Raw genomic sequence first — 13,796 nt, 5'->3', positions numbered from 1 at the left:
CCGCACATCCATCCGTCAACACACGGGCGGGTGCCGCATGCACGTTTGCAGCCAACCCTGGGTAACAGCAAAGAGCCGGGCTGCTTCGCGCGAGGCAAAGGCTTTGTCAAAACGGAACACTCGGCAGTAGCTGCCGTTGCCCTGGGAGCGTTGGACCGAGAACGAGGCGCGGAAGCGGCCGCAGTCGGTGGGGTGTGTCGCGGGCGAAACGACGTACTGGCCCATGGAAATGGCGGTATTTGAAATCGGGTGCATTCGGAAACGCGGGTCTGTATCGGCCTGCGTGAGCATCGAGGAACGCGGTGGGCTGATGCTCTTCAGACCCACGGGGCGACAAGGTCGCGAAAGACAGCCTGCGATGGAGCGGCTGACCGCGTCAAGGCAGGCGTTGTGGTGAATGCTCGCGTCAAGGGCAGTCACCGTAATAGCCTCAAGTATATTTGATTTTGCATTTAAGGCAAATTCAATATTATTTTTGGTTTTAAAAACCGGTATGCCGTCTGCATTGCATCTTCAAAAGCGCAGGAATGGACACCGAGGGGTCGATGTCTGCCCCAGGCCAACGATCACTCACACCCTGCTTCGGCCCCGCCAGCCGGGGGGCCTCGCGTTCTTGGGTTTGGCATGGCGCCACAGCAGCTGGATACGTCACCCCACGGTGGCATGATGCGCGCATGAAAGACCTGAACGCCAGCAGTAGCACCTGGGCCGACACGTTGCCCAGCCAATGGGGGCCGGAACTGGCCCAGACGGAGATCGAGGTCCCACTGAGCCGGCCGCCAAAAGATTCGCAGCCCCCGTCTGCGACCCGGGCGGTGCCTGCGTCGGAGCGGCTTTCGTTGTGGGGCTGGATGCGCGAAGGTCTGCGCGCTGCGATGTTCCTATCGCCACGCACGGGGGCGGCAACCCCCACCCCGTGGCAGGTGCTGGTGCTGTCATTGGTGGGCGGCGCATTGCTGGTGGGGGCAGCCCGGTGGCAGGTGGTGGGCCCGGCGCAGTTCAACGTGCGCGGCTGGCTCACTCCGATGTGGAGCAGCCTGGTGCTTCTGTGGCTGGCATGGTGGGCCATGGCGCCTGCCCAGCGTGCACCCGCCCCGGTGCCAGAGCCGGGTGTGCCTGGCCCTTCGGGCGGGCTGGCGGCCTGGTATGTGCTGTCTACGTTGGCACCACTGGCTCCCTTGCTGGTGCTCTATGCCTTGATGGGGGTGGCGGTTCACCAGCCAGAGTGGTGGAGTGGGACGGTGGCGAGCATCGTTTTCTGGGTGGCCTACGGCGTGCTCACCGTGTGGGTACTGGCTGCGCTGGTGGTGGTGAGTGCACGCTTCATCCGCTCGCGGATGCGCACGGCGGTGTTTGCGGTGGCCATGGCTGCGGTGGTGGGGGTGGGCATGTGGCAGTTCCGGGACCAGCCCTGGGAGGAAGACGCGCAGGCGCTGGCCGATGCCTCCGCCGCGGCGGCCGATGAAGCGCAGTCCCCCGAGCCGGCGCACCTGGCGTTGTCGCAGGGCCTGTTTGAAGACCAGCAGCAGCTGTGGCAGCAACAGGTGGATGCCCTGGCGCCAGAACGCCCCGGCGTGACGGATGTCTATGGACTGGTGTTTGCACCCTACGCCGATGAAGACGTGTTCCGCCGCGAGAGCACCATGGTCAGCGCGCTGCTGCAGGAGCGGTTTGACGCCCGGGGCCGGGTGCTGCACCTGCTCAACCATGCAGATACCGCTCAGACCCATCCCTGGGCCACGCCGGAGAATCTGCAGCGTGCCGTTGCCGCCCTGGCCGCGCGCATGGACCGCGAGCACGATGTGCTGGTGATCTACATGACCTCGCACGGCGCGCGCAACCATGAGCTGGCGGCGGCGCACTGGCCCCTGCAGGTGCCCCCCGTGACGCCGGAGATGCTGCGAGCCGCGCTGGACGAAGCGGGTATCCGGAACCGCGTGATCGCGGTGTCTGCCTGCTTCTCGGGTGGCTGGATCGAACCGCTGGCCAACGACAGCACCCTGATCATGACGGCGGCCGATGCCACCCACACCTCGTATGGCTGCGGCAGGCTGTCAGAGCTGACCTTCTTTGGCCGTGCGGTGTTCCATGAGCAACTGCGCCAGACCCATTCGTTCACCGAGGCGTTTGCCAAGGCCGTGCCGCTGATCCAGCAGCGTGAAGTGGAAGCGGGCAAGGCCGATGGTTTCTCGAACCCGCAGATCCGCCTGGGCAAACAGATCGCCCCGGTGCTGCAGGCGCTGGAGCAGCGGCTGCAAACGGCCACCGTGGACCCGGAGGCCAGCAGCCCCCGGCTGGCGCAAGCCCCCGTCGGCCGTGCCCCTTAGCGCGGCTCTCAGCAAACACCCCACGGCCCGCCAGCCCGTTCGCTTTGCGCTAAGGTCTGCCCATGAACCTGTCTTTCCTGCGCCTTGGCTGGCGCACCCTGGCCCGGGACCTGCGCGCGGGCGAGTTGCGCCTGCTCATCGTGGCGGTCACGCTGGCGGTAGCCGCGCTCACCTCGGTGGGTTTTTTTGCCGATCGCCTGCAGGGCGGACTGCAGCGTGACGCCCTGCAACTGCTGGGTGGAGATGCGGTGGTGGCCAGCGACAACCCGACGCCGGCAGCTTTTGTAGAGCGCGCCAAGGCGCTGGGATTGCAGTCCGTGACCACGCTGGGCTTTCCGACCATGGGCCGCGCGAGTGATGCACAGGGCGGCGCCAGCAAGCTGGTGGCGCTCAAGAGCGTGCAGCCGGGTTACCCGCTGCGCGGCAGCCTCACGGTGGCGGATGCTCCCGGCGCGCTGGAGCAGACCACGCGTGACATCCCGGCGCCCGGCGATGTATGGGTGGACGCGCCGCTGCTCGAATCGCTCAACCTTGCCATGGGCGACAAGCTGCTGCTGGGCGATGCCCAGCTGCGCATCGCACGCATCATCGCCATTGAGCCGGACCGGGGCGCGGGCTTCATGAGCTTTGCACCGCGCGTGATGGTCAACGAGCGCGATCTGCCCGCCACGGGCCTGGTGCAACCTGCCAGCCGCCTGACCTACCGCTTTGCCGTGGTTGGCCCGGCATCGGCCATCAAGGCGTTCAACGAGTGGGCGGTGGCCGAGGCCAAGAAGCCCGAGGTGCATGGCGTGCGTGTGGAGTCGCTGGAAAGCGGCCGCCCCGAGATGCGCCAGACGCTGGACCGAGCCCAGAAATTCCTGAGCCTGGTGGCGCTGCTGGCCGCGCTGCTGTCGGCCGTTGCCGTGGCGCTGGCCGCGCGCGGCTTTGCGACCGAGCACCTCGACGCCTCGGCCATGCTGCGTGTGCTGGGGCAAAGCCAGCGCACCATTGCAGGTGCCTACACCACCGAGTTCGCGCTCATTGGCCTGTTCGCCAGTTCTTTGGGGGTGGCGTTGGGCTATGTGGTGCATTACGCCTTTGTACTGCTGCTGGCGGGCCTGGTGGAGTCGGCCCTGCCGTCGCCCAGCCTGTGGCCGGTGGTGTTTGGCCTGGGCATGGGGCTCACGCTGCTGTTTGCGTTTGGCCTGCCGCCGGTGCTGCAGCTGGCGCAGGTGCCACCGCTGCGGGTGATCCGACGTGATGTGGGCGGGCTCAAGCCTGCCTCGCTGGCGGTGCTGGGAATCGGCATAGCGGGCTTTGCGGCGCTGTTATTGGCCGTGAGCAGCGACATCAAGCTCGGCCTGATTGCCGTGGGTGGTTTTGCAGGCGCGGTGGCGCTGTTTGCCGGGTTGTCGTGGGTGGCGGTCAAGCTGCTGCGCAAGAGCGTGAATGAGGCCACCGCGCCGCGCTGGCTGGTGCTGGCCACGCGGCAGATCTCCGCGCGCCCGGCCTATGCCGTGGTGCAGGTCAGCAGCCTGGCGGTGGGCCTGCTGGCCCTGGTGCTGCTGGTGCTGCTGCGCACCGACTTGATCAGCAGCTGGCGCAAGGCAACGCCACCCGACGCGCCCAACCGTTTTGTCATCAACGTGATGCCAGACCAGTCCGACGCCTTTCAGCAGACGCTCAAGGACAGCGGCGTGGCGCGCTATGACTGGTATCCCATGATCCGGGGCCGCCTGGTGGCGGTGAACGGCAAGCCGGTGGGCCCCGACAGCTACACCGACGACCGCGCCAAGCGCCTGGTGGACCGCGAGTTCAACCTGTCGAACGCTGTGGAGGCGCCGCCGCACAACCAGGTAGTGGCCGGACGCTGGACGCCGGGTGAGGAGGGTGCCATCAGCGTGGAAGAAGGTATCGCCCAGACGCTGGGCCTGCAGATGGGTGATCGCTTGCTGTTTGATATGGGCGGTGTGCAGGACGAGGCCCGCATCACCAGCCTGCGCAAGGTGGACTGGGGCTCCATGCGCGCCAATTTCTTTGTGATGTACCCGGTGGCAGAGGTCAAGGATGTCCCCGTCACCTACCTGGCCGCCTACCGCGCCCCCGAAACCCACGGTTTCGACAACGCACTGGTGCGCCAGTTTCCCAACATCACCAACGTGGACATGGGCGCCACCATTGCCCAGGTGCAGCGGGTGCTGGAGCAGGTGATTCGGGCGGTGGAGTTTTTGTTTGCCTTCACGCTCGCCGCCGGGCTGGTGGTGCTGTTTGCCGCCGTGACGGCCACCCGCGAGGAGCGCGCACGCGAGTACGCCATCATGCGTGCCGTGGGCGCCCGGGCCAGCCTCTTGCGCCAGGTGCAGCGCGCCGAGCTGGTGGGCGTGGGCCTGCTGGCGGGCTTCCTGGCCAGCGCGGTGGCGGTGGGCGTGGGCTGGGCGCTGGCTCGCTATGTCTTTGACTTCACCTGGACCGCCGCGCCCTGGGTGCCGCTGGCCGGTGCGCTGGCAGGGGCGGTGCTGGCGCTGGCCGCGGGCTGGTGGGGCCTGCGCGAGGTGCTGTTGCGCCCGGTGGTGGATACGCTTCGGCGCGCAGCCGAATGAAGAACTGAGAACGTGTTTACGACCCCAGAGAGATCGTCAACACGCTCCAAGACCCGGGCCGAGGGCGTGGCCGGGGCGCTGTGCAGGGGTTTCAAGGCGCCCATCGCCCAGGCATCGCCTGTCATCAGGGCAACGCCCGCACACGGTACAAGGTGTTGGGGCGCTGTGCCTTTCAGCCCTGGAGTTGAGGCAAAAACGGGCGTTGGTGCTCGTTTTATATGCCGTTATAGCTATTAAATAAATAGCATTTTTGTTGATGCGCTGACTGCGCATACCGCATTTTTTGTCGTACGGAGTCCTGGAAATCGCTTTTTTAGCGACCGGTGCGACAATAGAGGGCTAAATGACAAGTTCCTTTTCCAATCTATCGCTGGCTGAGCCGCTGGCGCGCGCCGTAGCCGAAATGGGCTACGAGTCCATGACGCCCATCCAGGCGCAGGCCATTCCGGTGGTGCTCACCGGTCAGGACGTGATGGGCGCTGCCCAGACGGGCACCGGCAAGACGGCGGCGTTCTCGCTGCCCTTGCTGCAGCGCCTGCTCAAGCACGAGAGCAGTTCCACATCCCCCGCCCGCCACCCTGTGCGTGCCCTGGTGCTGCTGCCTACCCGTGAGCTGGCCGACCAGGTCGCCCAACAGATTGCGCTGTACGCCAAGTACACCAAGTTGCGCAGCGCTGTGGTGTTTGGCGGCATGGACATGAAGCCCCAGACCATCGAGCTGAAAAAGGGCGTCGAAGTCCTGGTGGCCACGCCGGGCCGCCTGCTTGACCACATCGAGGCCAAGAACGCGGTGCTCAACCAGGTCGAGTACGTGGTGCTTGACGAGGCCGACCGCATGCTGGACATCGGCTTCCTGCCCGACCTGCAACGCATCCTGAGCTATCTGCCCAAGCAGCGCACCACGCTTTTGTTCAGCGCCACGTTCTCCCCCGAGATCAAGCGCCTGGCCAGCAGCTACCTGCAAAACCCCATCACCATCGAAGTGGCCCGCCCGAACGAGACGGCCTCCACGGTGGAGCAGCGTTTTTACAGCGCCAACGACGACGACAAGCGCCGTGCCATCCACCATGTGCTCAAGAGCCGGGGCCTGAAGCAGGCGTTCATCTTCGTGAACAGCAAGCTCGGTTGCGCCCGCCTGGCGCGCAGCCTGGAGCGCGAAGGCCTCAAGACCGCCGCTTTGCACGGTGACAAGAGCCAGGACGAGCGCCTGAAGGCGCTGGAAGCCTTCAAGAGCGGCGAGGTCGATCTGCTGGTGTGTACCGATGTGGCCGCGCGCGGTCTGGACATCAAGGACGTGCCTGCGGTGTTCAACTTCGACGTGCCGTTCAATGCCGAAGACTACGTGCACCGCATTGGTCGCACGGGCCGTGCCGGGGCTTCGGGCCTGGCGGTCACGCTGGTGTCGGGCAGCGATGCCCGCCTGGTGGCTGACATTGAGAAGTTGATCAAGAAAAAGATCGACCTCGAAGCCATCGAGTACGAAGAAGACCGCCCCCGCGGTCGCATCAATGACGGCCGCCGTGCCTGGCGTGAAGCGGGCGAGACGGGTGACCCGCGCGATGCGATTCCGGGCGCCGTGCGCGAACGCAGCGAGCGCCGCGAACCCCGCGAGCCGCGTGAACACCACCGGGGTTTCCGCCCTGCCGTGGCATCGCGCGACCCCTTCTTTGAAAAGCCTTACGAACCCAGCAGTGCGGATGCGGCACCCGCCTGGGAGGCCGCTACCAAGTCGCCGGCGCGCAGCAGCATTTCGGCCAACATCAAGCCCAAGCGCAAGGTGGCCGCCCTTTTCAAGGCCGCCCAGCCCGAAACTTCGGTGCAGTGATGAAAATCAGGCCTTTTTGGCCTGTAGCGCTAGAAGAATAAGCGCTGGTAGCTATATTTACTATAGCAATTTAATCCATCTCAGCCTGTATGAAGGCGGTGGTCGGCCCTGAGGTTCGGGGCCAGCCCGCGCAGCAAGGGCGCATCGATGGCGCCGAACAGCACGGCCCGCCCTCCACGCTGCTGCGCAAACCGCTGCGCCGCCCCCGCATCGGCAAAGGCGGGCAGGTTGCCCGCCCGCATCGGCCCCATGGCCGAAGAGCCTGTCACGTACACCGCCTCCTGCGCGTTCAGCCAAGCCCCCGTGTCGGTGTCGGTCACATACCGGGCCACGATGGCGTCGGGCGTGCGGCCCCGCGTGTAGTGGGCCACGTTGCCCAGGTACAGCATCAGACTGAGCGGCGAGTCGAAGAAATACGCATCCCCTTGCGCAAAGATGACCTGTGCCGCCCACGCGCGTGCGCGGGCCGGGTACATGCCGCACACCGGGCAGCGTGCGTCGGCGGGCACCTCGCGCGCAGCGGCCAAGGGCTGTCCCAAGGCCGGGTCGTAGGGCGTGGGGGGCGCCACCACGCACACATCGTCGCCAATCCCCTCCAGGGCGGCGTTGCCGGATGGGCGGCGCGGGGTGCGCTGGGGCCATTGCCATGCCACCAGGCCTGTCGAGCCCAGCAGCAGGGCTGCGAGCACCGCACGCCGGGTGGTGGGGCTTGGAGGTGGCGTCAGCACCGGCATGGGCTGCTCACATGCGCGTGTCGTGCTGCGCGCCGCCGCTCAGGTCCACCATGGTGGGCGTGATCTCGGCAAAGCGCAGCACTTTGCCGCCATATTCGGCGGCGAACTTCTTGGCGTCGGCCTCTTGTGCAAAGCTGCCAATGGTGGGGCCCATCGAGCCGTGGCGCTTGCCGCCGACCACGTAGATGGCGGTCTTGCCGTCGATCCAGTGGCCCTTGGGCGCGTCCCAGTCGGCCTGGCCCATGTCCTGCACGTACACGGCCTGCACGGCGCGCACCTGCTCGCCGGCCAGCAGGGTGCTGAACAGCTCCACCGTGTCGCAAAAGTACGAAGGCTTGTCCTGCCCCGCAAAGCGCACTTGCGCCTTGGGGCCGGGGTAGTCGGCCAGCAGCATGCCGTCGAGTTCGCAGCTGGTGGTGCGGTCGATCTCCACGGGCTGGAGGGATTGCGCGCTGTTGTCTGCCTGGCTGCAACCGGTCAGCCCCGCGAGGCCCGTGAGCGTGCCCAGCGATGCGAGGGCCGCCCAGCCCAGCAGTTGGCGCCGGGTGGCGCAGGCGCATTGGTATGAAGGGGTTGTCATGGTTTGAATCTCCAGCTCGCCAGGCCGAGGGGCAGCACGATCCAGCCCGCCATCACCGCGCCCATCAGCCATGGCTTGGCCAGGGCAGGGGGCACGATGCTGGTGAGGCCGTACAGGGTGCGCACGTCGTCCAGCGAAAACACGTTGAGGATGCGAAAAACGTCGGCCGGGTTGAGCAGCAGCAGGTAGGCCACGGCCTCGCCGCCCACGCTGCCGCCGGTGGCCACCAGGGCGCCCAGCAGCAGCAGGTCAAACACCAGCACAAAGAAGAACCAGGCGGCAATTGCTAGGCCCGAAGCGCGGGTGCGCTCGTGGGTAAGTACCGACAGCAGCACGGCCAGGCTCAGGAAGGCCAGCCCCAGCAGCACCGAGCTGAGCATGAAGCCGCCGTAGTGGAACAGGCCCGCCCAGTTGAACTGCTGGTACAGCAGCACGGCCACCAGCCCGAACCCCGCCAGCGTGGAGAGCGTGAGCGCCGCCGCCAGCCCCAGGTACTTGCCCAGCAGCAGCTCCAGCCGCGTGATGGGCAGGGACAGCAGCAGATCGAGCGAGCCGCGCTCGCGTTCGCCCACGATGGCGTCAAAGCCCAGCAGCAGCGCAATCAGCGGGATCAGGTAGATGACGAGGCTGACCAGGCTGGCAATGGTGAACTCGATGGAGCGAAAGCCCACCGTGCCTTGCTGCGCGCCGCCAAAGTAGGCAATGGCCAGCGAGAACACGGTGAACACCAGCGCCACGGCCAGCACCCAGCGGTTGCGCATGCGGTCGCGGAACTCCTTGCCCGCGATGGTGAAGATTTGGTGGAATTCCATGGCTAGCCCTTGCGCAGGTCGAAGTACACGTCTTCGAGGGACGGTTCGTAAATGTTCACGTCCCGCAGCCGCGTGCCCAGCGGCGCCAGTGCGCCCAGCACGGCCATCTTGGCGTCGCGCGGGCAGATGACCGTGAGGCCGCCAGCGTGGGCTGTGGACGTGAGGCCTTGCAGCGGCGCGAGGGCCAGCACGGCGGCGGGTACGTCCGCGTCGTTCAGTGCGAGCTCGATGGTCAGCGGCATGTGCGCCTGCTCGCGCAGCGCCTGCACGCTGCCCAGGGCCTGCAGCTTGCCGGAGGCCAGGATGGCCAGGCGGTCCACGCGCTCCTGCAGCTCGGCCAGGATGTGCGAGGTGATGACGATGGTGACCCCCACCGCCTGCAGTTCGCGCAGCGTGGCGTAGAAGTCGCGGATGGCCTGCGGGTCGAGGCCGTTGGTGGGCTCATCGAGCAGCAGCACCTGCGGCTCACCCAGCAGGGCCTGTGCAAACCCCAGGCGCTGGCGCATGCCCTTGGAATACTCGCGCACGGCGCGCTTGCCGGCACCGGCCAGGCCCACGCGCTCGAGCAGCGCCGGGCATTGCGCGAGCGGCGACCCCTTGAGGCGCGCGAAGAAGTGCAGCGTCTCCAGGCCGTTCAGGTTGTCGTAGAGCACGACGTTTTCTGGCAGGTAGCCCAGGTGGCGGCGGGCGGCGCGAAAGTCGCGCCCCTGCACCGTGGCGCCGCCCACGCGGATCTCGCCCGAGGTGGCGGGCACCAGGCCCAGGATCATCTTGAACAGCGTGCTCTTGCCCGCGCCGTTGTGGCCGATGAGGCCGAAGATCTCGCCGCGTGCCACGCGCAGGTCGATGCCGTCCACGGCATGCAGTGCGCCGTAGTGCTTGTGCGCGCCCTGCACCTCGATGGCGGGGGGCTCGCTCAGGTCAATGGGGGGAGGGTTGCGTGTCACGCTGAAACTTCCGTTGGGGTTGGTTCGGTTGCATGCGGGGTTGGGGGTCCACCACCGTGGGCACGCGCAGCACCGGAAACTGCTGGCCCACCAGGCGCAGCGCCTGTACGGCAGGGCTGGCCAGCAGCAGCTTGATGGTGGGATGGCGCCAGGTCAAGCGGTCCACCATGTCGTTGGCCTCATAGGGCACGTCGCCCACGCCGTTGCCGTCGCGGTCCCAGCCCAGGTAGTTGCTCCAGTGGTTGCCGCCTTCAGTGCCCCAGCGCTCGTCACGAGCACCCACGTAGCGGACCTGCTCGCGGTTGCCGATGAAGTCGTTGCCGTTGACCTTGTTGTTCTTGGAACCCGCCGACAGGTGCACGCCCACCGTGTTGCGGGCCACCAGGTTGCCACGCAGGGTGATGTATTCCACGTCGTAGATAAAAAAGCCCCGGCCGTTTTCGGCCACCACGTTGTTCTCGATGACCGAGTCCTGCAGGGTGCGCAGCATGATGCCGTGGTCGCTGTTGCCCCACGCGCGGTTGTTGCGCACCACCTGGTCGCGCACCTCCATCAGGGCCAAGCCGCCTCTGTTCAGGTAGGTGTCGTTGTCCTCCCACAGGTTGTAGTAGGAGTTCATGTAGTGTGTGCCGTAGCGGCTGTGGTGCAGCTTGTTGCTTCGGAAGATGGCGTGGTGCGACACGTCCACATACAGCGCATCGCGCACAAAGCTGATGTGGTTGCCTTCGATGCGGGCACCCGTGGTGTTGTACAGCTGCACGCCGTTGCCGCGCTGCGACGAGCCCACGTCGCGCAGGCCGGTGATGGTGTTGTGCAGCACCTGCACGTCGTTGGCCTTCTCGATCCACAGGCCAAACAGGTTGTAGGTGAGGTCGTTGTTGCGCACCACGGTGCGGTGGGCGCCGGGGTAGACGTAGATGCCTGCGTTCTGGTCCTTGAGGCTGGTGCCCGAGTCGCGCACGATCAGGCCCTCGATCACCACGTCGGGCGCGGTGACGCGGATGGTGTCGCCCGTCTGGCCGCCGCTGAGCGTGGGGCGGTCGATGCCGCGCAGGGTCAGGGCCTTGTCGATGCGCAAGTTCACGCGGTAGAAACCACGCTGTACCTCCACCGTGTCGCCCGGCGCGGCAGCCTGGATGGCGGCTTGCAGGTCCTGGCCAGGGCGGACCTGCACGGTGGCGGCGCTGGCGGGCAGGGCCAGGAGGCACGTCGCAAGCGCCAGGAACGCAGTGAGGGCAAGGGGGGGCTTCATTACGCCAGCCCCACCAGGGTCTTAATGGCCAGGAACAGTGCCGCGCCAATCAACAGATTCTTGAAGCCCACATAGCTCAACATGTCCATCACGCCCGCACGGCGGTACTGGTCGCGCCACCACGGGCCGTCCTTCACATAGCGCTTGCCCGACAGGCGGATCAGCACCTCGTACACGCTCCAGCCAAACCACCAGCCAATGATGGCGCCCGACGACAGCGAGCCCATGGCCGTCATCACCCAGGCCACGCTGGCGGCGATGGCGAGCGAGAAGCCTGCGATCTGCAGCGCGCGGCGCGATGCCCAGCCTTCGCGGCTCCAGGGCCACAGGTGGTCCACCAGCTCCAGCCAGACCCAGCGCAGGCCTTGGCTTCCAGCCTTGTGGGCGGGGTGCGCAGGCGTTGTGGGCATGCGTGGGTCGGGCCCCTTGGCGGCCTTGGCCGAGATCTGGTCCTGCACCGTGGCGGGGTGGATCGGGATGAAGTAGCCGTTCTTGCCGATGGGCGTGATCTCCAGGCCATCCTTCTCGCGGCGCTTGCGCTCTTTGGCAAGGGGCGGGCAGCCCTTGGTGTCGGTGTACAGCACCATGCAGTCCAGGCAGTGCAGGCATTCGCGGTGGTCGATGCGGCCGTCGGCATCAATCGCCTGGGCACCGCAGCCCACGGCGCAGGCCTTGCAGCTGTTGCAGTCCTGCTTGCGCTTGAGGCCGAACCAGCGGAAGGTGCTGGGCATGGCCAGCGACGCGCCCAGCGGGCAGATGTACTTGCAGTAAGGCCGCTCGATGAAGATCGACACGCCCAGGATGGCCGCCACGAACAGGCTGTAAGGCCAGGCGCGGTTCATCACGCCCACCAGGAAGGTGGTCTTGAACGGCTCTACCTCGGCCAGCTTCTCAGCGAGGCCCATGGAGAACATCGACACCACCAGCAGCCCGAAGAACACCGCGTACTTGACCCACTTGAGTCGGTCGTGCCACTTTTGCGGCAGCTGTGTCTGGAACCGCTTGAGGCCCACGACCCGGGCGACTTTGTAGATCGCCTCCTGCAGCGAACCGAACGGGCACATCCAGCCGCAGAACAGACCACGGCCGAACAGGAACACGGTGACGATGATGAAGATCCAGAACAGGAAGATGAACGGGTCGGACAGGAACAGCGACCAGGTCCACTGGAACAGCAGCGAGTGGAACCAGGTCAGCACCTGCGTGATGGAGGGCTGGGCCATGGCGCCAAAGCCGATCCAGCCAATGCTGAGGGCCCAGAAGCTGTACTTGAAGCCGTTGACGGGCCATTTGTTCTTGTGGGTGGACAGGCGGGTGAGCTTCTCGCGCAGCGCGTACACCACACCCACGGCGACCAGCAGCACGGCGAACAGTGCAATCTCCACCGCACGCGACTTCCACACGCGCACCCAGGGGGCGTCGGGCTCCTCGATGGTGGGGCGACCGCCCTGCAGCGTGCTGGCGGGCAGCCAGTAGGGTGTGTCAAAACTGGTGAAGCTGCGGGTGCCGGTGGCGCGGTCTACGCGGTTGCCCAGAAAGCTCAGCTTCCATGGGTAGGCGGCCGAGAACGCGGGTGAGCGGATGATGAAGATGACCGATTCGTTGTAGCTGGGTGCACCTGCGGCCTCGATGCCATAGAGATTGAGCGCGTCCAGATCGCGGAAGGTGAATGAGTCTGCGCCCTGGCGCACCTGCACGCGGTCGTAAATACCGCCGCGCACAAAGCCCGAGCCCTTGAAGGATTCCTTGCCGCCGGTGCGGATGATGAAGAAGGCGTGTTCGCCCTCCTTGAGCTGCAGGCGCAGGTTGTTCCAGCCGTTCTCACCCAGAAGGCTTTTGCCCAGGTCGGGGTGGTTCAGATCACCAAACCACAGCTCGATGAATGGGTCGGGGCCCTTGTCCAGGCCCACCTGTTCGGGCAGCACCCGCAGGCGCTGTACGGTGCCTTGTTGCACCAGTTCGGCCCAGGTGAGGCGTTTGCCGGTTTCGACATAGCGAGCGGGTTCGCGCACGGTGGGCGCGAGGATGCCCACCTGCCGTGCCACGGCCGAGCCTGAGGTCATCATGACCTGGTTCTGCGCGATGACGGTGACGGTGGCGCCTGAGATGGCATCGAGGCCCAGCACGTTCTCATCGGGGCGCGACTGGCCGACCTCGATCTTGTCGGATACCGACTTGCCCAGGTACTGGGCGTTGAATTTGAGCAGTGCCGATTCAGGGATGCCCAGCAGCAGGATGGGCTCGGAATGCTTGAGCACCTTCACGCCCACAAAGCGGCCCTGCGTGTCCATGCCAATCAGCGTGACCACGGGCTTGCCGGAGTAGGCGGGGGTGTCGGTGATGTCGGTGGACAACATGACGTAGCCCAGCAGCTTTTTCTGGGCACCGTCGTTGTCGTAAGCCTCTACATAGGGCGGCTGGCCCTTGCGTTCAGAAAAATGACTGGCGCCGGGAAACACGTCCTTGCACGGCACCAGCGCGCACATGTCGCGCGCAGTGGAGAGTTCCGCAGGCAGCTCTGCCTCGTAGGCGCCTGCCGCAGCATGCGCGCGCGGCGCGAGCCAAAGTGCTGCCAACAAGACCAGAAGAAGCGTGGCGAACTGCCGACGGAGGGACATCATGGGACTATCTTTTTGATAGCTGCCAGCGCATATTCTTCAAGCGCTAGCGGCCAATATGATTCGAAATGGTGCGCAAACACGACAACTGGCGCGCCCCCAGGCCAGGGATGCAGAGC

General features: G+C 66.1%; 10 protein-coding genes. 3 read left to right on the top strand and 7 right to left on the bottom strand.

Annotation, left to right across the window (positions count from 1 at the left end; all coding sequences use genetic code 11):
* Positions 1-15 precede the first annotated feature (15 nt).
* Positions 16-255 (bottom strand): hypothetical protein, encoded by a 240-nt coding sequence (locus tag ASD94_RS23920; protein ID WP_233247148.1) that lies wholly within the window; start codon positions 253-255, stop codon positions 16-18.
* Positions 256-674: 419 nt separating this feature from the next.
* On the opposite strand from ASD94_RS23920, the gene ASD94_RS00100 reads away from it, so the two are divergent.
* The 3 genes from ASD94_RS00100 to ASD94_RS00090 all read left to right on the top strand — a co-directional run bounded on the left by ASD94_RS00100 (position 675) and on the right by ASD94_RS00090 (position 6,734).
* A complete protein-coding gene (locus ASD94_RS00100; RefSeq protein ID WP_056636899.1) occupies positions 675-2,327 on the top strand; it encodes a C13 family peptidase in 1,653 nt (550 codons plus the stop codon).
* A 62-nt stretch (positions 2,328-2,389) separates the two neighbouring features.
* On the top strand, positions 2,390-4,909 hold the full coding sequence (locus ASD94_RS00095) for an ABC transporter permease (protein ID WP_056636896.1): 2,520 nt from the start codon (positions 2,390-2,392) through the stop codon (positions 4,907-4,909).
* A gap of 343 nt (positions 4,910-5,252) precedes the next feature.
* Entirely contained in the window at positions 5,253-6,734 is a 1,482-nt protein-coding gene (locus ASD94_RS00090) for a DEAD/DEAH box helicase (protein WP_056636893.1), read from the top strand.
* A gap of 80 nt (positions 6,735-6,814) precedes the next feature.
* Here ASD94_RS00090 and ASD94_RS00085 read toward each other — a convergent pair whose 3' ends face one another.
* Genes ASD94_RS00085 through ASD94_RS00060 form a run of 6 tightly spaced genes read right to left on the bottom strand, consistent with a single transcriptional unit; the run spans position 6,815 to position 13,680 of the window.
* Positions 6,815-7,468 carry a nitrous oxide reductase accessory protein NosL gene (locus ASD94_RS00085; protein ID WP_082576690.1) on the bottom strand — a complete coding sequence of 218 codons (654 nt, stop codon included), beginning with the start codon at positions 7,466-7,468 and terminating at the stop codon, positions 6,815-6,817.
* A 7-nt stretch (positions 7,469-7,475) separates the two neighbouring features.
* A complete protein-coding gene (locus tag ASD94_RS00080) occupies positions 7,476-8,048 on the bottom strand; it encodes a nitrous oxide reductase accessory protein NosL (protein WP_056636890.1) in 573 nt (190 codons plus the stop codon).
* Positions 8,045-8,860 (bottom strand): ABC transporter permease, encoded by an 816-nt coding sequence (locus ASD94_RS00075; RefSeq protein ID WP_056636888.1) that lies wholly within the window; start codon positions 8,858-8,860, stop codon positions 8,045-8,047. The genes ASD94_RS00080 and ASD94_RS00075 overlap by 4 nt, the downstream gene beginning before the upstream one ends.
* Before the next feature lie 2 nt (positions 8,861-8,862).
* Entirely contained in the window at positions 8,863-9,807 is a 945-nt protein-coding gene (locus ASD94_RS00070; RefSeq protein ID WP_082576689.1) for an ABC transporter ATP-binding protein, read from the bottom strand.
* Entirely contained in the window at positions 9,782-11,059 is a 1,278-nt protein-coding gene (locus tag ASD94_RS00065) for a nitrous oxide reductase family maturation protein NosD (RefSeq protein ID WP_156391304.1), read from the bottom strand. The genes ASD94_RS00070 and ASD94_RS00065 overlap by 26 nt, the downstream gene beginning before the upstream one ends.
* Entirely contained in the window at positions 11,059-13,680 is a 2,622-nt protein-coding gene (locus ASD94_RS00060) for a NosR/NirI family protein (RefSeq protein WP_056636885.1), read from the bottom strand. The genes ASD94_RS00065 and ASD94_RS00060 overlap by 1 nt, the downstream gene beginning before the upstream one ends.
* Between the last annotated feature and the right edge of the window lie 116 nt (positions 13,681-13,796).

The organism is Acidovorax sp. Root70 (assembly GCF_001428225.1).
GTDB lineage: Bacteria > Pseudomonadota > Gammaproteobacteria > Burkholderiales > Burkholderiaceae_C > Acidovorax.
The sequence above is the reverse complement of the archived record's forward strand: the minus strand, read 5'-3'. Positions and strand labels throughout refer to the sequence as shown.

What these genes read in the sequence shown, in the direction of transcription:
- ASD94_RS23920 (WP_233247148.1), bottom strand. Translation starts at nt 255, where the DNA reads ATGCACCCGATTTCAAATACCGCCATTTCCATGGGCCAGTACGTCGTT.
- ASD94_RS00100 (WP_056636899.1), top strand. Translation starts at nt 675, where the DNA reads ATGAAAGACCTGAACGCCAGCAGTAGCACCTGGGCCGACACGTTGCCC.
- ASD94_RS00095 (WP_056636896.1), top strand. Translation starts at nt 2,390, where the DNA reads ATGAACCTGTCTTTCCTGCGCCTTGGCTGGCGCACCCTGGCCCGGGAC.
- ASD94_RS00090 (WP_056636893.1), top strand. Translation starts at nt 5,253, where the DNA reads ATGACAAGTTCCTTTTCCAATCTATCGCTGGCTGAGCCGCTGGCGCGC.
- ASD94_RS00085 (WP_082576690.1), bottom strand. Translation starts at nt 7,468, where the DNA reads ATGCCGGTGCTGACGCCACCTCCAAGCCCCACCACCCGGCGTGCGGTG.
- ASD94_RS00080 (WP_056636890.1), bottom strand. Translation starts at nt 8,048, where the DNA reads ATGACAACCCCTTCATACCAATGCGCCTGCGCCACCCGGCGCCAACTG.
- ASD94_RS00075 (WP_056636888.1), bottom strand. Translation starts at nt 8,860, where the DNA reads ATGGAATTCCACCAAATCTTCACCATCGCGGGCAAGGAGTTCCGCGAC.
- ASD94_RS00065 (WP_156391304.1), bottom strand. Translation starts at nt 11,059, where the DNA reads ATGAAGCCCCCCCTTGCCCTCACTGCGTTCCTGGCGCTTGCGACGTGC.
- ASD94_RS00060 (WP_056636885.1), bottom strand. Translation starts at nt 13,680, where the DNA reads ATGATGTCCCTCCGTCGGCAGTTCGCCACGCTTCTTCTGGTCTTGTTG.